Raw genomic sequence first — 24,542 nt, 5'->3', positions numbered from 1 at the left:
TGACTCTCGCCCAAAAGGGGCAGCTGATACCCCTATGGGGTATGTATCTCAAGAACTTTTATACCCCCATGGGGTATACCTGTCAAAACGCGCTTGCCCTACACGGCATCATTCCGGGACAGTCAGCCGCTGACCCGCTGCCGGAATTGCCGCGGAGTTTCCCCGGCGTCGTTCAGGAAGTGCCTGTTGAAGTTGGACAGGTTGGAGAAGCCCACCTCGTAGCAGATGTCGGAGATTGGTTTGTTGCTGCGTTCCAGCAGGCGCCGTGCGTGGGCCAGTCGCAGCTTACGGACCAGGTCGCTGAAGTTCTGCCCGGTAGCGCGTTTGAAGTACTTCGAGAAGGAGGCTTCCTGCATGCCTACCAGGGCCGCCGCCTCGGACATTTTCACGCTGCCGGCATGGTTGCTGAAAACATACTCCAAAACGAGGTCGACGACGGCGGCCGCCTGGCCGTCCAGCTGCGGCCGGAACCATTCCTCAGCCAGGTAACGCCGGTCCTCTTCAGGGGCGCGGACCAGGATGCCGAACAGCGTAAATAGGTGCTGGAGGCGCACCAGTCCGGTGCTGGCGCCCATGGCCTCGATCGCTGCTGCCGCCGCCTCAGCCGACCAGCCCAGGAACTCGATGCCCCGCTGGGACTGCTCCAGCAGCGGCTTCACCTCGACCATCTCGGGGACAAGGGCGGCAGTTTGCTCCACCCATTTCCCGTCGAACTGGATCACGGCGTCCCGGTTCTCCAGGACCTCACCCGGCTCAAGGTCACTGACCCAGTCGTGCGGAAGTCCGGAACCCACCAGGGCAACGTGGCCGGCCTCGAAGGTGCCGATATGGTCACCGACAATGAACTTTCCGGTGCCCTTGCGGATGAGGTGGATCTCGTACTCGGGATGGTAGTTCCAGCGTGCCACGGGACTGGGATAGCTGTGCTGGTGCCACCGGACAGAGTGGTTGGGGTCAGGCGGGATGACCTCCCGGTTGGCCCGCATCCCCAGCAGGCGTTCGGCAAGCCTGGCGGTGGCTCCGTCAGCAGTATCCGAGGCAGTCATCATGGCGCTCCAGTGGTTGGGCCGATTTATGAACTTTGGACAGAGGGGCAGCGTTCTGGTCCCAGAGTAGCGCCTGCCCGGCACTGCCGGTCAGGAAAATAAGTATCAGAAAGTGGCAACCAGGACGCTAGTTGTGACCTATACCTCGCGCCTAATCTTGAAGAACACCAGCGAGGGGCACCGGGACATTCCGGTCACATCCCCCGCCCCGGTCCAGCACCCCGACATGGCAGTCGAGGTGTGGCGACTGTGCATCCCCCAAGAGAACAAAGGAGTCCTTAATGCGCCCAAAAATGCGTGCTGCGACCCTGGCCGCCGGCGCTTTATGTATCGCGCTGAGTGCCTCGGCCTGTGCAGGAGCCGGCGGCGGCAACTCCGCCGGAGACCCTAACAGCATCAGCGTCCTGATGGTCAACAACCCCCAGATGGAGGACCTGCAGCGGCTCACCGCAGAGAACTTCACCAAGGAAACCGGGATCAGGGTCAACTACACGATCCTTCCCGAGAACGACGTCCGCGCCAAGATCAGCCAGGAGTTTTCCAGCCAGGCCGGCCAGTACGACGTCGCCTCGCTCTCCAACTACGAAATCCCCTTCTACTCGGCCAACGGCTGGCTCGCACCCCTGGACGACGTGGCCAAAGATCCTGACTTTGACCAGGACGACATCCTGCCCGCCTACACAGCGTCCCTCACCGGCGAGGACGGCAAGCTCTACGGCGAACCCTTCTACGGCGAGTCCTCCTTCCTGATGTACCGCAAGGACATCCTGGAAGCCAAAGGCCTGACCATGCCGGCGAAGCCCACCTGGGACGAGGTGGCCGAGATTGCAGCCCAGGCCGACGGCGCGGAACCGGGGATGAAGGGCATCTGCCTCCGCGGCCAGCCAGGCTGGGGCCAGGTCTTCGCACCGCTGACCACCGTGGTGAACACCTTCGGCGGAACCTGGTTCGACAAGGACTGGAACGCCCAGGTCAACTCCCCGGAATTCACCGAAGCGGTTAAGTTCTACACCAAGCTGGTCCGCGAGCATGGTGAAGCAGGCGCCGCTCAGGCAGGCTTTACCGAGTGCCTGAACAACATGGGCCAGAGCAAAGTTGCCATGTGGTACGACGCAACGTCTGCGGCTGGCGCACTGGAAGCCGAGGACTCCCCGGTCAAGGGGAAGATCGGCTACGCCCAGGCACCGGTGAAGGAGACAGCCTCTTCCGGCTGGTTGTGGACCTGGTCCTGGGCCATGCAGGCGGCGTCCAAGAAGCAGGACGCCGCCGAGAAGTTCATTGCCTGGGCCAGCTCCAAGGACTATGAGGAACTGGTTGCCTCCGAGCTCGGCTGGGCCAAGGTCCCGTCCGGAAAACGCATCTCCACCTACGAGAACCCCGAATTCCAGAAGGCCGCCCCGTTCTTCGAAGCCGAACGCTTCGCCATCGAGAACGCCGACCCGAAGAACCCCGGCGCACAGGAGCGCCCCGCCGTCGGCATCCAATTCGTGGGCATCCCCGAATTCGCCGCCCTAGGCACCAACGTCTCCCAGGGCGTCAGCTCCGCCATCGCCGGCCAGGGCAACGTGGCCGACGCGCTGGCCAAGGGCCAGGAAGCCGCCCAAAAGGTCGGCGACAAGTACAAGCAGCCTTAACCGAACCGCAGGAGAACATCATGACTACCGCAACGGCGCGCATCTCCCGCCCGGGACACAATGCAGCCACCCCTTCACGAGAAGCGAAGTCGCGCGAACGCGCCCTGGCCTGGGCGCGGCGGGCACCGCTGCTTCCCGCCCTGATCTTCCTCATCCTGGTCACGCAGCTCCCGTTCGTGGCAACGCTGGTCATCTCGTTCATGAACTGGAACAGCCTTAGCCCGGACAAGACCGCCTTTGCCGGCCTGGAGAACTACGCCACCGTCCTCACGGATCCTGACCTGCGCCAGGCCATCTTCACCACCATCCTCCTTACCGTCTCCGTTGTGCTGATCAGCCTGCTCATCGGGCTGGGGCTGGCCCTGCTGCTGGACAAGAAGTTCATCGGCCGCGGACTGGCCCGGACCCTGCTGATCGCACCGTTCCTGGTGGTTCCCGTGGCAGCAGCCCTGATCTGGAAGCACGCCCTGCTCAACCCCACCTACGGGCTGATCAACGGCGTCCTCACCTGGGTATGGTCCCTGTTCAGCAGCGCTGCTGCACCTCAGCTGGACCTGCTCTCGCAGGCACCCATGATGGCTGTGATCCTCTCCCTGGTGTGGCAGTGGACGCCGTTCATGATGCTTATCCTGTTGGCCGGCCTGCAGTCCCGGCCCATGGACACCGTGGAAGCTGCCCAGATGGACGGCGCCACCCCCTTGGGGATCTTCCGCCACCTGACGCTGCCGCACCTGCGCCAGTACCTGGAACTGGGCGGGCTGCTCGGCGCCATCTACATCGTGCAGAACTTCGACGCCGTCTTCACCCTCACCGCAGGCGGCCTCGGCACCGCCAACCTGCCCTACGCGATTTACCAGACGTTTTACTTCGCCAACGAATACGGCCTGGCATCCGCTGCCGGCGTCGTCGTAGTCATCGGCACCATCATCGTGGCTACGTTCGCACTCCGCACCGTCTTTTCACTCTTCAAGAAGGAGGCAGCACGATGAGCATCCTCACCCCCGCTGCACCGCAAAGCACACCTCCGGGCCCCACCGCGCTGAACACCCCGGGCCGCCTGCCGCGACGCCGCGGCAAGGCACGCATGGACCCCACCCGCAACAACACCGCCGCCGGCATCGCGGCTTGGCTGCTCGCGCTGCTCTTCGCAGTCCCCGTGCTGTGGATGATCCTTACCTCATTCCACTCCGAGACGGACGCCGCAACCAACCCGCCGTCCCTGGCCGCGAACCTCACCCTGGACGCGTACCGGGAGTTCTTCGGCGAAACATCCGGCGTCAGCCCGTGGCCGTCGCTGATCAACTCCGCCACCGCCTCGATCCTGTCCACGATTCTGGTGCTGCTCCTGGCCTTCCCGGCCGCGTATGCGCTGTCCATCCGGCCGGTGAAGAAGTGGACCGACGTCATGTTCTTCTTCCTCTCCACCAAAATGATGCCGGTGGTCGCGGCCATCCTGCCGCTCTACCTCTTCGCCCGGACTGTGGGCGCCCTGGACAACATCTGGTTCCTGATCCTGATGTACACGTCCATGAACCTGCCCATCGCCGTCTGGATGATGCGCTCCTTCCTCGCCGAGGTTCCGGAGGAAATGCTCGAAGCAGCCCAGATCGACGGCGCCAATCTGCTGCTCATCCTCCGCAAAATCATCGCCCCGGTAGCCATGCCCGGCATCGCCGCCACCGCCCTGATCTGCTTCATCTTCAGCTGGAACGAACTGCTCCTGGCCCGCGTCCTCACCGGGGTGGTCGCCGGCACGGCGCCGGTGTTCCTCACGGGCTTCGTCTCCGGCCAGGGACTCTTCCTCGCCCAGGTCTGCGCCGCCGCCGTCGTGATCTCCCTGCCGGTGCTGTTCGCAGGCTTCGCCGCCCAGGACAAACTCGTCCAGGGCCTCTCCCTCGGCGCCGTGAAATAAGCGCAGTCAAGTAAACCGGCCCCATATCTCCAAAGGAACAACTTCGATGACAACAACAACCACCCAGTCACCCGCCACGGGCTACACGCTGCCCGCCACGATGCGCGCCAACATCCTCAGGAGCCAGGGCGACATGGCCATGGAAACCCTGCCCCTCCCGCGGCTGGATGCCGACCAGGTCCTGGTGCAGGTGGCCGCCGTCGGCGTCTGCGGCAGCGATGTGCACTACTACGAGCACGGCCGGATCGGCCCGTACGTGGTGGACCACCCGCTCATCCTCGGCCACGAACTCTCCGGCCGGATCGCCGCCGTCGGAAGCGCCGTGGACCCTGCCCGCATCGGCCGGCGCGTCGCCGTCGAACCCCAGCGCCCCTGCCGCACGTGCAAGCAATGCAAAGCCGGCCGCTACAACCTCTGCCCGGACATCGAGTTCTATGCCACCCCGCCGATCGACGGCGCCTTCGCCGAATACGTGACTATCCAAAGCGACTTCGCCTACGACATCCCGGACAGCGTCAGTGACGAAGCGGCAGCCCTGATCGAACCGCTGTCCGTTGGCCTCTGGGCGTGCGAACGTGCTGACATCAAGCCCGGCAGCCGGGTCCTGATCGCCGGCGCCGGCCCCATTGGCATCATCGCCGCCCAGGCTGCCCGCGCCTTCGGTGCCACCGAAATCTACATCTCGGACATCGCCGAGGACCGCCTCGCCTTCGCCCTCCAGCACGGCGCCACGCACGCGCTGAACGCCAGGACCGACAGTGTGGAAGGGCTCGACGTCGACGCGTTCATAGACGCGTCCGGCGCACCGCAGGCGGTCCGTTCCGGGATCAAGGCCGTTGCCCCGGCCGGCAGGGTGATCCTGGTCGGGCTTGGCGCGGACGATGTTGAGCTGCCGGTTTCCTTCCTCCAAAACCGCGAGATCTGGCTGTCCGGAGTGTTCCGCTACACCAACACCTGGCCGCTCGCCATCCAGCTCATCGCCGACGCGAAGGTGGACCTGGACATCCTGGTCACCGGGAAGTTCACCCTCGCGGAGTCCGAGGATGCCCTCAAGGCGGGCAAGCAGCCGGGCCAGCTTAAATCCGTGGTTTACCCGGGCCGCTGACCATGATCACAGTCATTGGTGAATCCCTCGTTGACATCATCAGGGACGCCGGCCATGCCGCTCCCGCCCGGGTACACCCGGGCGGGAGCCCCCTTAACGTCGCGGTAGGGACAACGCGGCTGGGCCTTGCGAGCAACCTGGTGACGCACTATGCCGACGATCCGTACGGCCTCATGATCGGGGAACACGTCCGATCCAACGGGGTCACCGTCATCAGGAACGCCTGCGGAGTTACATCGACGGCCACGGCAACGCTGGGGACCGACGGCGCTGCCACCTATGTTTTCGACATCGGCTGGGACCTCAGCGGAGCAACGCTCCCGGCATTGGCCGCCGTCGAGACGTCCGTCCACGTGCACACGGGATCAATTGCGGCTGTGCTCGGACCGGGGGACCAGGCTGTCCTGGGTCTCCTTGAGGCGGCGGGGGAGCGGGCAACCATCAGCTATGACCCCAACTTCCGCCCGGCTATCTGCCCTGATATCAACCCCGTCCGTGAACAGGCGGAGCGTTTCGTGGCGGCCAGCGACATCGTGAAGGCCAGTGATGAGGACCTGGCCTGGCTCTACCCACACCGTACCCCTGAGGAAAGCCTCGACGCCTGGCTGGAACTCGGGCCATCCCTGGCAGCCCTGACCCGAGGAGCGGCCGGTCCGGTTCTCCTCACGCGGCAGGCGCGCGTGGAGCTGCCGGCGGAGTCCGTGACGGTGGCTGACACCGTGGGTGCCGGCGACTCCTTCATGGCCGCACTCATCGCCGGCCTTGGCCAGCTTGACGCGCTCGGGGCAGCAGGAAGGCACCGCCTGCAGACGCTGGGGCCGGAACAGCTTTCTGCCCTGGCTGCCTATGCGAACCGGGCCGCCGCGATCACCTGTTCGCGGACTGGGGCGAACCCGCCGTATACCGCCGAGCTTGCGCCGCTAGCAGCCGCGGTGACTTGAACACCGTCTTCTTAGCCGCCCGAACTCCCAGCCCCTGGAAGTAACTTTTCCCGCAGGAAGCGCATAATCCAAAGGCCATGCCGCGAATATATGCGGGTTTCCACACTATGCCGGGCACGGCATTGTCGGCGTTTGTCGGCGGGAATAGGTTGTCCTCAGGTCTCAGAGTTCGATTTCCGGATGTTCAGCGCACGAGTTGGCGCCGACTGAGATTTGTTTTCCTCAACGGTTAAAGGACTAAAGATGCCTAAAGCTAAAACCCCGGTCATAGTCGCCCAATCCTTGGCCCTGACGGTGGCCGTCTTCATCAGCTTGATTGCTGCTGTCAGCCCTGCCCACGCCGCTGACAATTACGGTTACGAGAGCATCAGCTACTCAGGGGTGGCTAACCCCCCGACCGCCGATAAGCCCCAGAGCAAGCTGTGGTGGAACGACGGCTCATGGTGGGCGGACATGTGGACCACAGGAACAGGATGGCAGATCCACAGACTGGACAGGGCCACTAAAACCTGGGTGAGCACCGGGTTGACGAACGACAGTCGCGGCACCACCTCGGCGGACACCCTATGGGACGGAAATAAGCTGTACATCGCCTCCCACGTGGTGACAGTGTCAGCAGAAGGCGGCATGCAGACTTCGCTGCCTAACGAGCCCGCTAAGTTGTACAGGTATAGCTATGCTGCGGGGAAGTACACGCTTGACGCAGGTTTTCCAACAAACATCAACAACAGCAGCAGCGAGTCCCTGACGATCGACAAGGACTCCACAGGAGCCATTTGGGCGACGTGGACGCAGGTGTCCTGGAATTCGACTTCAAATTACACCAGCAGCGTGTACGTGAACTCCCTGGAGCCGAACGAGACCACTTGGGGCAGTCCCTTCGTCCTGCCAGTAGCGGATCCAAACCCCACTCCAGACGATATTTCTGCCATCATCGCTTTTGCCGGCAAGAAGATCGGTGTGATGTGGAGTGATCAATCGGCGGGAGCGGTTTACTGGGCCACTCGCACCGACGGAACCTCCCGGACGGCTGCTTCGTCGTGGAAGGTGCAGGCCGCCATCCAGGGCAGAGGCCAGGCCGACGATCATTTGAACATCAAAGCACTCCTGGCTGATTCGGCAGGAAGGGTCTTCGCGGCAACAAAGACCAGCCTCGATAACACCACGCTGGACAAGACCCTGCCGCAGTTGCAGTTGCTGGTTTTCAAACCCGGAACGGGTGCATTCACGAAATCGACCATAGCAACTGTTGCTGACTGCGTTTCCAGGCCACAGATATTGCTGGATACCGCCACCAACAAGGTGAGGGCGTTCTATACGGCTCCGTCCACCTCGGCATCAGGCTGCGCGTATTCGGGTGTGCCCGGAAGCATCTATGAGAAAACCGCTTCCATGGATGATCCTGTCTTCGAGACCGGCCGTGGCACCCCGGTTATTCAGGATGGGGCATCCGCCGGCATGAACAACGTCACCACCACCAAACAAAGCGTCAACGCCACCACGGGCGTCGTCGTCCTGGCCAGCAACAAAGAAACCAACCGCTACTGGTATTCGGACCGGTCGCTTGGAACGGCGCCATCAGATGTCACGCCGCCTACCGTGACGGCTACGTCGCCGGCTGCTGATGCCAAAGATATTGCGGTGAACGCGAATGTGACGGGGACGTTCTCGGAGGCCATGGATGCCTCAACGGTTACCTCGGGGACGTTCACGTTGACGGTGGGAACGACGCCGGTGCCGGCAGCTGTGACGTACACGGGCAACGTTGCGACGGTGAACCCCAGCGCAGACCTGGCGGCGGGTACGACGTATACGGCGACAATCAGGAGCGGCCCTGATGGGGTGAAGGATGCTGCCGGTAACGCGTTGGCGTCGGACAGGACGTGGAACTTCACCACGGCTTCCGGGGGTGGTGTCAGGGAATATAACGGTGACGGCAAGGCTGACCTTATTGCCCGTGACTCCAGCGGGACGTTGTGGACCTACCCGGGCTTGGGTAACGGTCTGTTCGGTTCGCGGATCAATGTCGGTGGGGGCTGGAATGTTATGACCGCCATCAGTGCCGCCGGAGACCTCACCGGTGACGGCAAGGCTGATCTCTCGGCCCGTGATTCCAGCGGGACGTTGTGGACCTACCCGGGCTTGGGTAACGGTCTGTTTGGTTCACGGATCAATGTGGGTGGGGGTTGGAACGTCATGACCGCCATCAGTGCCGCCGGAGATCTGACCGGTGACGGCAAGGCTGATCTCTCAGCCCGTGACTCCAGCGGGACGTTGTGGACCTACCCGGGCTTGGGTAACGGCCTGTTCGGTTCGCGGATCAATGTCGGTGGGGGTTGGAATGTTATGACCGCCATCAGTGCCGCCGGAGATCTGACCGGTGACGGCAAGGCTGATCTCTCAGCCCGTGATTCCAGCGGGACGTTGTGGACCTACCCGGGCTTGGGTAACGGTCTGTTCGGTTCGCGGATCAATGTCGGTGGGGGCTGGAACGTTATGACCGCCATCAGCTGATGTAGGGGCCCCGACGGCGGAGTGACCAGGACGGCACTGGCCCGCCCGAAGGGCCCATTCAGTACCCACAATTACAGATCCGGATCGTCGAGGACGACTTCCCGGCGCCGAGTTGGCCGCTACCCCAGCGCCAGCTCGGCGCCGTCGTCGTGGAACCTGATTCATGCCAGGCGGAGAACACTCGCTTTCCGCCGGGCATGACTGAGGAACCACCAGCAGCCTGCTCTGACGCCCAGAGCCAAACTCCCAGCCCGCGGACGTAAACTGACCTTCGCATCACGTCCCGTGAGCCTTCGGACCAATGCCTTGGACCAGGAGCCGCCCATGCTCTGGAAGCTGCTTGTTGAATACCTGCGCCCGCACCGCAAGCTGCTGGCCGCCGTCGTGGTTTTCCAGCTGGCGCAGTCCATCGCGTCCCTGTACCTGCCCACCCTGAACGCGGACATCATCGACGAAGGCGTGGCCAAGGGAAACGTCGGGTACATCCTCAGCCTGGGCGGGGTGATGCTCGGGATCACCCTGCTGCAGATCGTGTGCGCGGTGATCGCGGTGTACTTCGCGGCGAAGGGGGCCATGGGCGTGGGCCGGGACCTCCGGGACGCCATCTTCACAAGGGTGGGTGACTTCTCCGAGCAGGAGGTCACCAAATTCGGCGCACCCAGCCTGATCACAAGATCCACCAACGACGTCCAGCAGGTCCAGCAGCTGGTGCTGATGTCCGCCACCATGCTGGTTACCGCGCCCATGCTCAGCATCGGCGGCGTGATCATGGCGGTGCGGCAGGACGCGCAGCTGTCCTGGCTGATCGCCGTCGCGGTCCCGGTGCTGCTGATCGCCGTCGGCCTGATCACCGTCCGGATGGTGCCGCTGTTCCGGAAGATGCAGAAGCGGATCGACACCGTGAACCGGGTCCTCCGCGAGCAGCTCACCGGCATCCGCGTGGTGCGCGCCTTCGTCCGCGAGGACATCGAGACCGAACGCTTCGCCCGCGCCAACGAGGACGTCACGGACACCGCCCTGCGCGCCGGCCGGCTGATGGCGCTCGCGTTCCCCGTGGTGATGCTGGTCCTGAACGTTTCGTCCGTGGCCGTGATCTGGTTCGGCTCGTTCCGTATCCAGGACGGTTCCATGCAGGTGGGCACGCTCATCGCGTTCCTGAGCTACCTGCTGCAGATCCTGATGTCCGTCATGATGGCCACGTTCATGGCCGTGATGATCCCGCGCGCCGCGGTGTCCGGTGACCGGATCGGGGAGGTGCTGCGCACGGAGTCGAGCGTCCGGCCGCCGCTTCACCCCATCAGTACGACGGCGGGACAGGACGGCCGCCGCGGTGAGCTGGAAATGCGCGACGTCGGATTCGCCTACCCGGGTGCCGACCAGCCCGTCCTCACCGGGATCAGCTTCACCGCCAGGGCAGGACAAACGACGGCGATCATCGGCAGCACCGGCGCCGGCAAAACCACCCTGGTGAACCTCATGCCCCGGCTCTTCGACGCCACGGAAGGCTCGGTCCGGATGAACGGCGCGGACGTCCGCGAGCTGCACCCGGACCTGCTCTGGGGGCACATCGGCCTGGTCCCGCAGCGGCCCTACCTGTTCAGCGGCACCGTCCGCAGCAACCTGCAGTACGGCAAGCCGGACGCCACCGAGGACGAGCTCTGGAGCGCCCTGGAGATCGCCCAGGCCCGCGACTTCGTGGAGCGGATGGAGGAGGGCCTGGACGCACCCATTAGCCAGGGCGGCACCAACATCTCCGGCGGGCAGCGGCAGCGGCTGGCCATCGCCCGGGCCCTGGTGAAACGGCCCGAGCTGTACATCTTCGACGACTCGTTCTCCTCCCTGGACACCGGCACCGACGCCCGGCTCCGGCAGGCCCTCAAGCGCAGCACCGCCGGCGCCACGCTGGTGATCATCGCCCAGCGGGTCTCCAGCATCATGGACGCGGACCAGATTTTAGTGCTCGACGACGGCAGGATCGTGGGGCGCGGAACGCACGGTGAGCTGCTGGAGACGTCCGAGACGTACCGCGAGATTGTCTCCTCCCAGCTGGCGGCGGAGGAGACGGTATGAGCGCGCCTCACCGCCCGCCGTCGTCCGCTTCTTCCGGAAGCGGCGCTCCCGGAACCACCGCCGGAACCGCACCCGGAGCCAAAACGGCAAGCGCCGACGTCGTCCGCATCCCCCGTCCGGCGGGCGGTCCGGGGCGCGGCGGGCCGTTCGCGGGGATGAACGTCCCGGCGGAGAAGGCGATGAACTTCTGGCCGTCGGCCAAGCGGCTGATGGGGACGCTGCGGCCGGAACGGGCGTGGCTGCTGCTGGTGTTCGCGACGGCGGTGGCCGGGGTGGCGCTGTCCGTGATCGGGCCGCGGCTGCTGGGGGAGGGCACCAACCTGATCTTCGCCGGCGTGGTGTCGCGGGAGCTGCAGGCCGGGGTGAGCAAGGAGCAGGTGATTGCGCAGCTGCGGGCGTCCGGGGAGGGGCAGCGCGCGGACATGCTCAGTGCCATGGACCTGGTGCCGGGGCAGGGGATCGACTTCGCGGCGCTGGGCAGTGTGCTGACGTGGGCGCTGGTGCTGTATGTGCTGTCGTCGGCGTTTATGTGGGTGCAGGCGTACGTGCTGAACGGGGTGGTGCAGCGGACGGTGTTCGGGCTGCGGGAGCGGATCGAGGCGAAGATCAACCGGCTGCCGCTGCGGTATTTCGATTCGATCCAGCGCGGCGAGCTGCTCAGCCGGGTGACGAACGATGTGGACAACATTTCGCAGAGCCTGCAGCAGACCATCAGCCAGGCGGTCACGTCGGTGCTGACCGTGGTGGGCGTGCTGGTGATGATGGTGATCCTTTCGCCCACGCTGGCGCTGATCGCGCTGGTGACCATTCCGCTGACGCTGGGGCTGACGGCGCTGATCGCCAAGCGCTCGCAGAAGCTGTTTGTGGCGCAGTGGAAGCACACGGGGGAGCTGAACGGGCAGATCGAGGAGACGTACACCGGGCATGCGCTGGTGAAGGTGTTCGGCCGGCAGCAGGAGGTGGGGGAGCGGTTCCGGCAGAAGAACGCGGAGCTATACTCGGCCAGTTTTGGCGCCCAGTTCATTTCGGGGCTGATCATGCCGGCCATAACGTTCATCGGGAACCTGGTGTATGTGGGGATCGCCGTGGTGGGCGGGCTGCAGGTGGCGTCCGGGGCGATGCAGCTGGGCGACGTGCAGGCGTTCATCCAGTACTCGCGGCAGTTCACCATGCCGCTGGCGCAGCTGGGGTCCATGGCGAACGTGCTGCAGTCCGGCGTGGCGTCCGCTGAGCGGGTGTTCTCTTTGCTGGATGAGGAGGAGGAGTCTGTTGAGCCTGCTCCTTCTGCCGGGCCGGTTTTTGGGCGGGGACGGCTGGTGTTCTCGGACGTCTCGTTTTCGTATTCGCCGGAGCAGCCTTTGATCTCTTCTTTGTCTTTGGTGGCGGAGCCGGGGCAGACGGTGGCGATTGTGGGGCCTACCGGGGCGGGCAAGACGACGCTGGTGAACCTAATGATGCGGTTCTACGAGATTGATGCGGGGCGGATAACGCTCGACGGCGTGGACGTCACCTCGGTGCCGCGGCGCGAGCTGCGCTCGCGGATGGGGATGGTCCTGCAGGATACGTGGCTGTTTGCCGGGTCGATACGGGACAACATTGCGTATGGGCGGCCCGGGGCTACTGACGCTGAAATTCTGGAGGCCGCGCGGGCGACGTATGTGGACCGGTTCGTGCGGTCGCTGCCGGACGGGTACGACACGCTTCTGGAGGATGAGGGCTCGAACGTGTCCGCGGGGGAGAAGCAGCTGCTGACGATTGCCCGGGCGTTCCTGGCGCGGCCGTCTGTCTTGATTCTGGACGAGGCGACGTCTTCGGTGGACACCCGGACCGAGGTGCTGGTGCAGAAGGCGATGAGAGCGCTGCGGTCCGACCGGACCTCCTTTGTGATCGCGCACCGCCTGTCCACGATCCGCGACGCCGACCTCATCCTGGTGATGGAGGCCGGCCAGATCGTGGAGCAGGGGACGCATGCTTCGCTGCTGGCAGCGGGTGGAGCTTATGCGCGGTTGTATGAGGCGCAGTTCGCGGCTCCTGTTGCGGAAGTCTAGAAAGTTCGCGCCACAGCTGTTAGAGCCCAAAGTGAGCACTTGCCCTGCAACCGCCCAAACCAACTGGGTCTCGATTAAATCGCAATATCAGCTATGCCACGGGCGCTTCCCGTTTTTCCACCTCACATGAGGTAGTATTTCGTGAAGTAGCATTTCCGCTAGACGACGACCGTCAGGAGACCCAGTGACAGCAGTTGCGATTCATCAGGAGGCGAGCAATCGTCTTGCCTCTTTGGGCTTGGAGGCCCAGAGCCTGCAAAGGACTGTGCTACGAGCGGATGCTGAAGCGCGGCTGATCAGCGACCTGGAGCCACCAAACGCGGAAGGCGTCACGCGGTACAACAAAACAAACCGGTACATCCGTGAGGAGCTAATGCCGAGTGGCTGGTTTCCTGACAATACTCAAGGGTATTGTCGGACCGTTCATCCAGGTCGGGAATGGGCAATCGTCGCCAGCTCCGGTGATAGTGATACCGGTCTCTGGACGCCAAACCGCTCGCCATCGACAAAGTATCGCAAGGGCGAGACCACGGAAAAGGCCGTAACACAGAACTTTTTTCAAACCTCATTCGACCTTGGACAGGCCTTCCAACTCGAAGCACCTATCGATGACGATGGGCAGGTGGTGTGGTATTTGCTCTACAACGTGACCGAAGACAAGATCTTCGTCGAGTTGTCGCTCCCTGATCGGATTGAAGGCGGACGTATAACCCACTGGGCAGAGCGGATAATTATCGATCCAATAGATCGAGCTTCATCCGTTTCCCTGCCTATCGGCGAGAGCCCGGACGACGGGGCCGGCGACTACACAGTAGACGTCGCCATGCTCTGACACTCTTAGAAAGCACTGCACTGATGTTCAACCCGTCAAGACTGACTGCTGCCCGGAAGCGTCATGGCTGGACGCTCACAAAACTGGCCGAAGAAACCGGTATAAGTACCAAGAGTCTGTCTACCTACGAAAATGGCCACCAGGAGCCCACAGACCAAATCGTCGGCCTGCTGGCACAGAAACTCGGCTTGGCGCCCGCCTTTCTGCTCTCCGAGGAGATGGAGGAGATTCCGATTCAAGCGGTCAGCTTTCGAGCGCTCAGTAAGATGACCGCCAGAACCCGCGACCGTGGCCTAGCTTCGGGACGCATTGCCATCCTGATCAATGATTGGATCGAAAGCCGCTTTCGACTGCCAAAATCTGATCTGCCCACGCTTAGCAGCCGAAGCCCGGAAGGGGCGGCGGAAGAGCTTCGCGTTCGTTGGGGCCTCGGTATAGGCCCGGTGGGAAACCTTGTGCATCTGCTCGAATCGCACGGCGTTCGGGTCTACACCTTGGCTCACAATAATCAGGACCTAGATGCGTTCTGCCTCAACTGGCACGGTACGCCATTCGTTTTCTTGGGTTGTGGAAAATCCCCAGAAAGAAGTCGGTTTGATGCTGCGCACGAACTCGGACACCTTATTCTGCACGGCGAAGAGAAAGAGCCACAAGGCGCGTCGGCGGAACTAGAAGCCAACAGATTCGCCGCAGCGTTCTTAATGCCATCATCGGGTGTATTTGCACAGAACCTTCGAAACGCCACCGCGGACAGAATCCTGGCAGCAAAAAAGCGCTGGGGAGTTGCAGCGATGGCGTTGGCTCATCGGGCTAATGAACTTGGCCTTATGACGGAATGGTGCTATCGCGCCGCCTGCGTGGATCTATCCAGGATGGGCTATAGACGAGGCGAGCCAGGTGGCCTCGCTGTTCACGAATCGTCCCAATTGCTAACTAAGGTTCTACAACAACTTCGTGGCAGTGGATCCGGAATTTATGAGATAGCTCAGGATCTTGGTCTCGCAGTTGACGAAGTGCAGTCTTATCTCTTCGGTCTTACGCCCACCCTTCTGGACGGTGGTGGCCGTTCCAGCAGCACCGAACGTCCAAGGCTGACGTTAGTTCAGTAGCTGAAGAGGTCCCGAGACGGTCGAGAAGTTTGCTGGGGCGATCCGGAAGAGAGTCGCTCTTAACACATGAGTATAAATGGCCACCACGGGCAGGTCCTCTCTAATTGAGACTTAGATGACCTCCTGTCATCGGTAGACTCGAAAGCGGGTCAGCGCGTAATAGGACTACCGTTTCTTGCCCTCTTAGCGGCGGTAAGAGGTCGCTTCTTGTGGACGAAGGGCCAGCGGGTGCTTCCAGCTGGTGAGCAGATAATAGGGAGGGTGCACTTGTATAAGTGACGAGCAGTGAACGATGCTCCGGTTCGATGGGATGAACCAAAAGCACGTCATTTCTTTTCGATCTTGGACAGGGCGAGGGTAAAACCAGCACGCTCAACGATGCGTCGACGCTGGACAAGATTCACCTTGCTGAAGAAAAAAAGCACATCGGCAAGGTTGCCTGATTTGTCTGTGGCAATCGCCAAAACCATGCGAGGCCGTGCTGGCAGCGATGCGGATCCGAAATGAGCGACATATTTCTGGTTTACATGGGTTGCATAGCCAGCAGCGTCCTCAGTGTACAGTTCAGCAGAAACTGCAGCTTGGCTAAAGAGATGTGACAGGGTGGCAGAGGATTCCATCCGTTTGACACAGAGAAAATCACCCTTATGGGTGATCAGGTCAGCAATCTCAACCTTTTGGTGAGGACCGCCAATCGGGAAGTTCTTTTTGTCCAGCAATAACCACTGGTGCTTCTTTGCAGTATCTTCGTTATAGGTACCCTCAGTGAGTTCCTTGCCGTCCTCATCCTTACCCCAGTCAGGCAGGGCCAAGTCGTTTGTGATGTCGGGCAAACTACGAACCTGATCATTCACTTTTTTTACATAATCTTTATCTATGCGGAACCACTGGCCGAGGCAGAAGACGTACGTCTGTTTCTCGTGAACTACTTCGTAAACAAAGTAGTCGCGAAGCTTTCGCGCGGTTCGGATCGGATCACCGCCAGCATTGTAAGGGGTTATCTTCAGATCCTCTAGAGGTTCGGTTTTAGTTGAGCTCGCAATTTGGTCCAGGATGTCTGCAAGAGTGAGATCCTCTAAATTGTCGCGTCGTTTTCGGTCGCCGGATATCCGGTAATAGTCGGGTTCCTCGCCAAATATGTCATCAGGCGATGCTACGCCGATCCTCTGACCTGCTGGCTTCGCGATAGCTTCATGGAGAAGCTTGATCAAGGGAGGGACGGCCGGGTCGCTCTTCTTGAGTGGAACAAAGTTATCCAGATACGGAAAGCTCGCTTTATAGGCATCGGACTCGTATGCCTTCAATAACCACGACAGGACCTTCGGAATCTCCTTCAAGTCACTTTTGGTGGTAAGAGCGACAGCTTGAGAACCGCCCAGGCTTTTGACTGCAGACGTGCTGTCGCCGACCTTCCCACGAACGAAACGGATCATTTCGCGCTCGACGTCAAGGTCAAGATCGGCGATGCTGGCTTGGTTCGATGTTTGACTCCGTTGTTGCCTGCTGTTTTCATTCAACGTCCGAACTTGCATAGCCGCAAGCTTGTTTGGATCCACAGCATTGACTGAAGTACGTAGCCCGAACTCCGGTTCCAATAGTTCTGCATTGAGAATTGAGTGGCCATGTCCAAAGGACACAGCAAAGAATCGAGAATCCACTTCAAAAAGAAATACCAGGCTGTTCGACACGTTAACAAAGGCTGACGTGTCAACGAGTTCCCCTGCGACCGCAGCCCATGAAGGAGGCTTCTTTCGCCCGGGCACCGACCACGCTTGGAAGGGAACGCTCAGCTTCACCTTGGGCTTTAGTGCAACCGGGCCAAGCATCCCGTTGGGAACGGGTTTCAGTAATTGAGCAAAATCAGTAACTTCCTTGCGGTAGAGATATGCAGATATTTTCAAGAAAGTTCCTTAATTAGCTAAATGCCTGAAGATCACGCAAAGAGAAGAAGGCGCTGTCATAGGTAACTCTTGACGCTCGCGCGCAGAGCTTCAGTATGCTCGTAGATTTCCTCGAGAGAGCTAATGGGAACTCGGGTCTCTTCCTTGTTGTCGTCGAAGATCCCGATGTACTTCTGAGTCCGATTGAAGTGCAGGCGTGCGATGGGCTTGCGGTTGTTATCGTCCAGCAGCACTGCGAAGTAAGATTTGGCATCCCGTTGAACTACTCGCGCTGGCTTCACCTCGCTGCAAACAATGGCCCGCACAATTTGGTAACCCTCGATCTCTTCCAGCGTCGTCTCGAGCCCATCAGCTTCGGCCAGGTCCGCTTCGGCTACTGGAGCGCTGGTGACGCTAGCCGCCACTGCGGCTTCCTCGTTCTGGGGGAAGCCCGGGTTGCCGAGGGCCTTTTTCAAGCGCTCGTTCACCTGATCATTCAAGAACTGCTTTGATGCTTTGGTAACCAGGGCAGTGAATTGTTCCCGCACCTTCTGGGTGTACGGGCCGGAATACACGCGTCCAGTGAGGAACTTGACCCATTCGTCTTCAGGCTCCTTGAACTGCGCGGCTAGAGTCCGCTTCAGCTCGCCGATGTACTTCAGCTCGCCAGCCGCACTGATGATCGAGTCGAGATCGAAAACATCCTTGGACAGCTTCTGAAGTTCGGGGATTAGCATTTGGTCGATGTCATTCAAATCGAGCACGAGGAACGGCTTCGCATCCATGCGGTTAGGCGCGTCAAGGTCCGTAAAGAATTGGTAGACCTCCCCGTTGGTAAGGATCGCAATCCGAGCATTGGTTACGGCGAAGTACCGGAAAAGCTGCGACGCGTGCTCGATTTTGACCGGTTCGCTGGACTTCTTACACTCGATCAGGATCTGGACTTCGCCGTCCTTGACGATCGCATAGTCGATTTTCTCGCCCTTTTTGAGCCCCACGTCTGCGATGAATTCCGGAACGACTTCCATGGGATTGAATACGTCGTAGCCAAGAATCGTCGAAATGAACGGCATCACGAACGCGTTTTTCGTCGCCTCTTCTGTCTGGATAACACCGCGCTGTTGGCGCACCTTTGCTGCCAACGCTGAAAGCTTCTCTGCGAACTCCATTTGTCCCCCTACAAGACCGTCGATGTTGCACAACGAAGTGCAGCAAAGATCCAAGCTGATGAAGCAACAAACTACATGCGATTGTCCTGAATGACACTCATCTGGTTGCAGCTATGACTCCATGTCGAAAAGAGGGCATAACAACCTCTCTGGCTTGTGCAACGGCTACAACGTTCCAAACTGAAGCTCCCAAGCTGGCGCCCGTCGTCGTCACCAACCGCTGACCCAAGCGCCTGCGAACGGCGACTAGCAAGCCCAACCACCACCCCACGCCGTAGTACACGGACACACAGCGCAACGTTTCAGCCCCCACACGTAACCTGTTTAGATGCCTCGTTTTGCACTTGATATTGAGTCCGTGCCCCGTCCTGACCGTTCGCAGGAGTTGCTGGATGCCGTGAACCACCGGGTCGTCATTGCCGATGGCGCGATGGGCACCATGCTGCAGGGCCGGGATCTGTCGCTCGAAACAGACTTCCAGGGCCTGGAAGGCTGCAACGAGATCCTCAACGACACCCGCCCGGATGTCCTCGCAGACATCCACGATGCGTACTTCGCCACGGGCATCGACGCGGTCGAAACCAACACTTTCGGCGCCAACTGGTCCAACCTCTCCGATTACGGCATCGACGACCGAATCGAGGAGCTCGCCCGCAAGGGTGCCCAGATCGCCCGGGAACGCGCAGAAGCGGCAGAAAAAACAGACGGACGCGTGCGCTGGGTCCTCGGCTCCATGGGCCCGGGCACCAAGCTCCCCAGCCTCGGCCACACCAGCTACGACTACCTCAAACAGACCTTCGCCCTGCAGGCCGAGGGCCTCATCGACGGGGGAGCGGACGCCTTCCTCATCGAAACCAGCCAGGACCTCCTGCAGACCAAAGCCGCGGTCAACGGCTGCAAGCAGGCCATCGTCACCCGCGGCATCCGGCTCCCCATCTTCGTCGAGGTGACGGTCGAAACCACCGGAACCATGCTCATGGGCTCAGAAATCGGCGCCGCGCTCACCGCGCTCGAACCGCTCGGCGTCGACGCCATCGGCCTGAACTGCGCCACCGGGCCGGACGAGATGAGCGAGCACCTGCGCCACCTCTCCAAGCAGTCCTCCGTCGCCATCGCCTGCATGCCCAACGCCGGCCTGCCGGTCCTCGGCCCCAACGGCGCGCACTACCCGCTCTCGCCCACCGAACTCGCCACCGCCCACGAGCAGTTCGTCCGCGAGTTCGGCCTGGGCCTGGTGGGCGGCTGCTGCGGTACGACGCCGGAGCACATGGCCGCCGTCGTCGAACGTCTTGCCCCCTTCCGCACCGCAGCCCCCGTCACCACGGAGACGAAAGCCAACAACGGCCCCGCCCGCACCCCCACCGAGCGGGAAGCAGGCATCGCCTCCCTCTACCACCACGTGCCGTTCGACCAGGATTCCGCCTACCTCGCCATCGGTGAGCGCACCAACGCCAACGGTTCGAAGGCGTTCCGCCAGGCGATGCTCGAGGAGCGCTGGGACGACTGCGTGGACATCGCCCGCGAGCAGGTCCGCGTCGGCGCGCACCTGCTGGACGTCTGCATCGACTACGTGGGGCGCGACGGCGTGGCGGACATCAAGGAGATCGTCTCGCGTTTCGCGTCGGCCTCCACCCTCCCGCTCGTCATCGACTCCACCGAACCGCCCGTCCTGCAGGCCGGGCTTGAACTCATCGGCGGCCGCCCGGTGGTCAACTCGGTCAACTACGAGGACGGCGACGGCCCCAGCAGCCGGTTCGCGCGCATCATGCCGCTCGTGAAGGAACACGGTACAGCCGTGATCGCCCTGACTATTAACGAAGAGGGCCAGGCACGCACCACCGAGGGCAAGGTGGCCATCGCCTCCCGCCTGGTCGACGCCCTGGTAGGCGAATGGGGGATGCGCGTCGAGGACATCATCGTCGACGCCCTGACCTTCCCCATCGCCACCGGCCAGGAAGAAACCCGCCGGGACGGTATCGAAACCATCGAGGCCATCCGCCAGATCACCGCGAAGTACCCCGGCATCAACACCACGCTCGGCGTCTCCAACGTGTCCTTCGGCCTAAACCCCGCGGCGCGCGTCGTCCTGAACTCGGTGTTCCTGCACGAGGCCGCGCAGGCGGGTCTGACCAGCGGCATCATCGACGCCGCCAAGATCGTGCCGCTGGCCTCCCTGCCGGAAGAGCAGCGCAAGGTGGCGCTGGACCTCGTCTGGGACCGCCGCGAATACGACGCCGAGGGCAATACCACCTACGACCCCCTCGCTGTCATGCTCGACATGTTCGCCGGCGTCGACACCGCAGCGCTCAAGGACCAGCGCGCCGCCGAACTCGCGGCCCTGCCCACCGGCCAGCGCCTGGAACGGCGCATCATCGACGGCGAAGGCAAGGGCCTCGAAGAGGACCTCGACCTTGCCCGCAGCGAGGGCCTGACCCCGCTCGGCATCATCAACGACCACCTGCTTGAGGGCATGAAGGTGGTGGGTGAGCGCTTCGGCGCCGGCGAAATGCAGCTGCCGTTCGTGCTGCAGTCCGCCGAGGTGATGAAGAACGCCGTCGCGCTGCTCGAGCCGCACATGGAAAAGTCCGATTCCTCGGGCAAGGGCACCATGGTGATCGCCACCGTGCGCGGCGACGTGCACGACATCGGCAAGAACCTGGTGGACATCATCCTCACCAACAACGGCTACAACGTCATCAACATCGGCATCAAGCAGGGCATCGCTGAGATCATGGCCGCGGCCGAGGAGCACAACGCCGACGTGATCGGCATGTCCGGGCTGCTGGTGAAATCCACCGTGGTGATGAAGGAGAACCTCGCCGAGCTGCAGTCCCGCGGCCTGGCGAAGAAGTGGCCCATCATCCTTGGCGGCGCAGCCCTGACCCGCGCCTATGTGGAGCAGGACCTGGCGGAGCAGTTTGACGGCGTGGTCCGGTACGCCAAGGACGCCTTCGAGGGCCTCGCCCTGATGGAACCGCTGGTGAAGGTGGCCCGCGGCGCGTCCCCGGACGACGTCGGCCTGCCGCCTTTGAAGAAGCGCATCCACAAGGGCGGCGCGAAGTTCACGGTGACCGAGCCGGAAGCGATGCCCGGCCGGTCCGACGTCGTCACCGACAACCCCCTGCCCGCCCCGCCATTCTGGGGCACCCGCATCGTGCGCGGCGTGGCACTCCACGACTACGCCGCCTTGCTCGACGAGCGCGCCACCTTCATGGGGCAGTGGGGGCTCAAGCCCGGCCGCGGCGACGACGGCGCCTCCTATGAGGAGCTCGTTGAACGCGAGGGCCGGCCGCGCCTGCGCTACTGGCTGGACCGCATCCTCGCCGAGGGAATGCTTGACGCGTCCGTCGCCTACGGCTACTTCCCCGTGGTCTCCGAGGGGGAACAAGTGGTGGTGCTGCACCACGGGGAGGACCACGACGGCGTCCTCGGCACCGCGGGTTTGCTCGCCCCCGACGGTGGTTCAGGCGGTCCGATCGGCACCGACCGCTTGCGCTTCGACTTCCCGCGGCAGCGCCGCGACCGGCACCTGTGCCTGGCCGACTTTGTGAAGTCCCGCGAATCGGGCCAGATCGACGTGCTGCCGGTCCAGCTGGTGACCGCCGGCTCGAAGATCGAGGAGTTCACCTCCAAGATGTTCGCCGCCAACCAGTACCGCGACTACTACGAGCTCAACGGCCTGGTCATGCAGCTCACCGAGGCGCTGGCGGAGTTCTGGCACGCGCGGATCCGCAAGGAGCTGGGTTTCGCGGCCGAGGAGCCCAAGGACACGGCAGGGTACTTCAAGCTCGATTACCGCGGCGCCCGGTTCTCGCTCGGCTACCCCGCGTGCCCGGACATGGAGGACCGCCGCAAGGTGACGGAGCTGCTTAAGCCCGAGCGGATGGGCGTGATCCTGAACGATGAGCTGATGCTGCACCCCGAGCAGTCCACCGACGCGTTCGTGTTCCACCACCCGGAGGCGAAGTACTTCAAGGTTTGAGTTGGGGTAGCCCGTGTACTGAGCGGACGCCCCCTGGGCTGGGCGCTCCTCCCAAGGCGTTGAAGACAAGCATGGTCGCCGCGCCGTGTAACCAAAAACAGGTGCCGACCCATTCGCTAAGGCTTGTGCCCCCCGGCCCCGGGCGTTAGTTCCAGCCCTTCATATAGGCTGCGGATGAGGTCGGCCGCTCCGGTTTGGATTGCGGGCGGGTCGTTTCTGGACCAGGCCAGGTAAACGGGGACTGGCGGTGCATCTCGGACGAGCCGGTAGGCCAGACCGGCCCTTCGGTATTGGTGGGCGGTGGATTCGGCGGTTATGCCGCGGGCTTTGCCGCTGCCGATGACCGTTAGCCAATCGTCCACGTCGTCGGTGATTACCGTCTGAACGGGTTGCTTTTCTTCGGGCCAGAGGTCCAGGCGGGTGCTTCCGGTCCGTGGATCAATGGCCAAAGTGGCATCGCTGACTTGGGCTAGCGTGACGGTTCGTTTGGCTGCCAGGGGGTCAGCGATTGCCATTGCGCAGTAGCGCTTCTCGTATCCAGTGAGGACGAAGCCGAGGGTTCCTGGTTCCGGGGTGCGGCGCAGGATTGCAAGATCGGTTGTTCCTTCGGCCAGCCCCGCCGTCGGGGTGTTTGTCCTGATGAGCAGCAGGTCTTTGTCGGGGAAGGCGGCGGACCAGCGGCGCTGCAATTCAGGGGTGTGTCTGCCTAAGGCAGACCACGCATACCCGATCCTTACGGTGCTCTTGGAGGAGGACGCTTCCCGCTGAAGATCCTCCAGCGCGGAGAGGGCATGTCGAGCGCGACCTATCACGCGCTTTCCCGCGGGAGTGAGTTCCACACTACGGGTGGTCCGCACCAGCAACCGGACTCCTAATGCCCGTTCAAGAGCAGCGACGTTCCGGGAAACAGCGGCCTGGGAAATACCCAGCTCAATGGCTGCGTCGGTGAACGTCCCAGCCTCTGTAACCCTGAGGAAAGATCTCAGGTGCCGTATCTCGAAGTCCATGCCACCAGTCTATTCATGCAGGATCTGCATTAGTCGGCGCACTTATGCATTATGGGGGAGTGCGGCCGTTGCGGAGAATCCAGTCATGGATAAAGCAGGGAAAGGGCGTCAGGGGCGGGCAACCGCCACGCTCGTAGCAAGTGCCCTCTCAAACCAATTGGGTGCGGCCAGTGGCTCGATGGCCTTTCCCGCAGTGGGCCCCGTCGGTGTTGTTGCAGTTCGTCAACTTGTTGCTGCCGCGGTACTCCTGCCGCTGGTCCGGCCAAGAGTCCGGGATTTCACGCTTTCCCAATGGTGGCCGATACTTCTGCTCGCGCTTGTCTTCGGAACGATGAACCTTTCGCTCTACGCCGCCATCGAGCAAATCGGTCTGGGACTGGCCGTGACGCTGGAATTCCTTGGGCCTCTGGCAGTTGCCTTGGCCACAACCAGAAGTAAAGGCAGCATGTTCTGTGCTGCCATTGCTGGTGCGGGGGTTGTTGCCATCACACAGCCCGAGGCTTCCACAGACTACGCCGGAATCGGTCTTGCACTCATCGCGGCATCGAGCTGGGCCGCGTACATTCTGCTGAACAGAACGGTAGGTAACCGGATACCCGGTGTCCAGGGAACCGCCACCGCAACAGGAGTGTCAGCCGCACTGTTCCTCCCCATCGGGCTCACCATCTTCATTACCCAAAGACCCGACGCCGCAACGGTGCTTTGCGCCGTCGCCGCCGGACTCCTGGCATCCGTCGTACCCTATATTGCGGACCTGATAGCGCTGCGCAGCGTCCCCGCCCACATCTTTGGCGTACTCATGAGCATCAATCCTGTGTTCGCTGCGGCCATCGGAGCCATCGCACTCAATGAGGAACTGGGCGCGGTGGAATGGGCCGGGATAATCCTCATTGTCGGCGCTAACGCCTTCGCGCTGCGCCTTCGGCGCTGGAGCGGGAGCCGGGACCAGGCGGACAAGCAGCACCTGCAGGCTGGGCTGTAGTCCGGGCATCATTGGCATGACGCTCATGATCATCTCTGCAGCGAAGGTTGCTGCACAGATGCCTATCTGTGTAGTCCCGGCCTTAGAACTGATGCCAGATGGCCGGGGCAGCCACTGTCAGCGGACGCCGAGGTCGCTGTCGACATACGAACCCGGGCGGTTCTGGGTGCGATGCTGGCAACCGCAGCCATGATCCAGCTGCAGCCGAACGGTCACGGGACTCGATGCTTCCAGCTGGATGTCACCCTGCTCCTTCCCGTTGCTGCTGAGACGGAGAATTGATTCTTGGTCGTTGCGATTCATGTGCTTAC

At 62.2% G+C, this 24,542-nt stretch carries 16 protein-coding genes; 12 read left to right on the top strand and 4 right to left on the bottom strand.

All coding sequences use genetic code 11. The annotated features are described in order from the left end of the window. Positions 1 to 122: 122 nt before the first annotated feature. Positions 123 to 1,049, bottom strand: coding sequence for an AraC family transcriptional regulator (locus CXX84_RS07395; RefSeq protein WP_223253014.1), 927 nt, complete (start codon positions 1,047 to 1,049; stop codon positions 123 to 125). A gap of 278 nt (positions 1,050 to 1,327) precedes the next feature. Here CXX84_RS07395 and CXX84_RS07390 point away from each other — a divergent pair, with 278 nt between their 5' ends. The 10 genes from CXX84_RS07390 (at position 1,328) to CXX84_RS07340 (ending at position 15,211) form a co-directional block, all read left to right on the top strand. Next, a complete protein-coding gene (locus tag CXX84_RS07390) occupies positions 1,328 to 2,680 on the top strand; it encodes an ABC transporter substrate-binding protein (protein ID WP_102976054.1) in 1,353 nt (450 codons plus the stop codon). Positions 2,681 to 2,700: 20 nt separating this feature from the next. Continuing rightward, complete coding sequence (locus tag CXX84_RS07385; protein WP_102976053.1) at positions 2,701 to 3,669, top strand: carbohydrate ABC transporter permease; 969 nt, start codon at positions 2,701 to 2,703, stop codon at positions 3,667 to 3,669. Then, positions 3,666 to 4,592, top strand: coding sequence for a carbohydrate ABC transporter permease (locus CXX84_RS07380; protein ID WP_102976052.1), 927 nt, complete (start codon positions 3,666 to 3,668; stop codon positions 4,590 to 4,592). Before CXX84_RS07385 ends, CXX84_RS07380 begins: the two co-directional genes overlap by 4 nt. Positions 4,593 to 4,638: 46 nt before the next feature. After that, positions 4,639 to 5,697 carry an NAD(P)-dependent alcohol dehydrogenase gene (locus CXX84_RS07375; RefSeq protein ID WP_102976051.1) on the top strand — a complete coding sequence of 353 codons (1,059 nt, stop codon included), beginning with the start codon at positions 4,639 to 4,641 and terminating at the stop codon, positions 5,695 to 5,697. A 2-nt stretch (positions 5,698 to 5,699) separates the two neighbouring features. Then, complete coding sequence (locus CXX84_RS07370) at positions 5,700 to 6,638, top strand: carbohydrate kinase family protein (RefSeq protein WP_102976050.1); 939 nt, start codon at positions 5,700 to 5,702, stop codon at positions 6,636 to 6,638. Positions 6,639 to 6,851: 213 nt separating this feature from the next. Further along, positions 6,852 to 9,152, top strand: a complete 2,301-nt coding sequence (locus CXX84_RS07365) for an Ig-like domain-containing protein (RefSeq protein WP_146031849.1) — start codon at positions 6,852 to 6,854, stop codon at positions 9,150 to 9,152. A 324-nt stretch (positions 9,153 to 9,476) separates the two neighbouring features. Next, positions 9,477 to 11,222: an ABC transporter ATP-binding protein gene (locus CXX84_RS07355; RefSeq protein WP_102976048.1), complete on the top strand. Its 1,746-nt coding sequence runs from the start codon at positions 9,477 to 9,479 to the stop codon at positions 11,220 to 11,222. Next, on the top strand, positions 11,219 to 13,270 hold the full coding sequence (locus CXX84_RS07350; RefSeq protein WP_317614945.1) for an ABC transporter ATP-binding protein: 2,052 nt from the start codon (positions 11,219 to 11,221) through the stop codon (positions 13,268 to 13,270). The genes CXX84_RS07355 and CXX84_RS07350 overlap by 4 nt, the downstream gene beginning before the upstream one ends. 184 nt (positions 13,271 to 13,454) lie before the next feature. Further along, on the top strand, positions 13,455 to 14,102 hold the full coding sequence (locus tag CXX84_RS07345; protein ID WP_102976047.1) for a hypothetical protein: 648 nt from the start codon (positions 13,455 to 13,457) through the stop codon (positions 14,100 to 14,102). A gap of 23 nt (positions 14,103 to 14,125) precedes the next feature. Further along, positions 14,126 to 15,211 (top strand): helix-turn-helix domain-containing protein, encoded by a 1,086-nt coding sequence (locus CXX84_RS07340; RefSeq protein ID WP_102976046.1) that lies wholly within the window; start codon positions 14,126 to 14,128, stop codon positions 15,209 to 15,211. Between the two features lie 326 nt (positions 15,212 to 15,537). Here CXX84_RS07340 and CXX84_RS07335 read toward each other — a convergent pair whose 3' ends face one another. Then, positions 15,538 to 17,112, bottom strand: a complete 1,575-nt coding sequence (locus CXX84_RS07335; RefSeq protein WP_102976045.1) for a TIGR04141 family sporadically distributed protein — start codon at positions 17,110 to 17,112, stop codon at positions 15,538 to 15,540. A gap of 56 nt (positions 17,113 to 17,168) precedes the next feature. Next, on the bottom strand, positions 17,169 to 18,260 hold the full coding sequence (locus tag CXX84_RS07330) for a type I restriction endonuclease (RefSeq protein WP_102976044.1): 1,092 nt from the start codon (positions 18,258 to 18,260) through the stop codon (positions 17,169 to 17,171). A 328-nt stretch (positions 18,261 to 18,588) separates the two neighbouring features. Here CXX84_RS07330 and metH point away from each other — a divergent pair, with 328 nt between their 5' ends. Further along, entirely contained in the window at positions 18,589 to 22,242 is a 3,654-nt protein-coding gene (gene metH / locus CXX84_RS07325) for a methionine synthase (protein ID WP_102976043.1), read from the top strand. 116 nt (positions 22,243 to 22,358) lie between these two features. Here the strand turns inward: metH and CXX84_RS07320 are convergent, their stop codons facing one another. After that, positions 22,359 to 23,249 carry a LysR family transcriptional regulator gene (locus tag CXX84_RS07320; protein WP_102976042.1) on the bottom strand — a complete coding sequence of 297 codons (891 nt, stop codon included), beginning with the start codon at positions 23,247 to 23,249 and terminating at the stop codon, positions 22,359 to 22,361. A gap of 178 nt (positions 23,250 to 23,427) precedes the next feature. Between CXX84_RS07320 and CXX84_RS07315 the strand changes: the two genes are divergently transcribed. Beyond that, entirely contained in the window at positions 23,428 to 24,231 is an 804-nt protein-coding gene (locus CXX84_RS07315; protein WP_223253013.1) for an EamA family transporter, read from the top strand. Positions 24,232 to 24,542 lie beyond the last annotated feature (311 nt).

The sequence above is a fragment of the Arthrobacter sp. AFG7.2 genome, from assembly GCF_002892835.1.
GTDB lineage: Bacteria > Actinomycetota > Actinomycetes > Actinomycetales > Micrococcaceae > Arthrobacter.
The sequence above is the reverse complement of the archived record's forward strand: the minus strand, read 5'-3'. Positions and strand labels throughout refer to the sequence as shown.

Excerpts from the sequence above, each read along its gene's own strand:
- CXX84_RS07395 (WP_223253014.1), bottom strand. The coding sequence starts at position 1,049 with ATGATGACTGCCTCGGATACTGCTGACGGAGCCACCGCCAGGCTTGCC.
- CXX84_RS07390 (WP_102976054.1), top strand. The coding sequence starts at position 1,328 with ATGCGCCCAAAAATGCGTGCTGCGACCCTGGCCGCCGGCGCTTTATGT.
- CXX84_RS07385 (WP_102976053.1), top strand. The coding sequence starts at position 2,701 with ATGACTACCGCAACGGCGCGCATCTCCCGCCCGGGACACAATGCAGCC.
- CXX84_RS07380 (WP_102976052.1), top strand. The coding sequence starts at position 3,666 with ATGAGCATCCTCACCCCCGCTGCACCGCAAAGCACACCTCCGGGCCCC.
- CXX84_RS07375 (WP_102976051.1), top strand. The coding sequence starts at position 4,639 with ATGACAACAACAACCACCCAGTCACCCGCCACGGGCTACACGCTGCCC.
- CXX84_RS07370 (WP_102976050.1), top strand. The coding sequence starts at position 5,700 with ATGATCACAGTCATTGGTGAATCCCTCGTTGACATCATCAGGGACGCC.
- CXX84_RS07355 (WP_102976048.1), top strand. The coding sequence starts at position 9,477 with ATGCTCTGGAAGCTGCTTGTTGAATACCTGCGCCCGCACCGCAAGCTG.
- CXX84_RS07350 (WP_317614945.1), top strand. The coding sequence starts at position 11,219 with ATGAGCGCGCCTCACCGCCCGCCGTCGTCCGCTTCTTCCGGAAGCGGC.
- CXX84_RS07340 (WP_102976046.1), top strand. The coding sequence starts at position 14,126 with ATGTTCAACCCGTCAAGACTGACTGCTGCCCGGAAGCGTCATGGCTGG.
- CXX84_RS07330 (WP_102976044.1), bottom strand. The coding sequence starts at position 18,260 with ATGGAGTTCGCAGAGAAGCTTTCAGCGTTGGCAGCAAAGGTGCGCCAA.
- metH (WP_102976043.1), top strand. The coding sequence starts at position 18,589 with ATGCCTCGTTTTGCACTTGATATTGAGTCCGTGCCCCGTCCTGACCGT.
- CXX84_RS07320 (WP_102976042.1), bottom strand. The coding sequence starts at position 23,249 with ATGGACTTCGAGATACGGCACCTGAGATCTTTCCTCAGGGTTACAGAG.
- CXX84_RS07315 (WP_223253013.1), top strand. The coding sequence starts at position 23,428 with ATGGCCTTTCCCGCAGTGGGCCCCGTCGGTGTTGTTGCAGTTCGTCAA.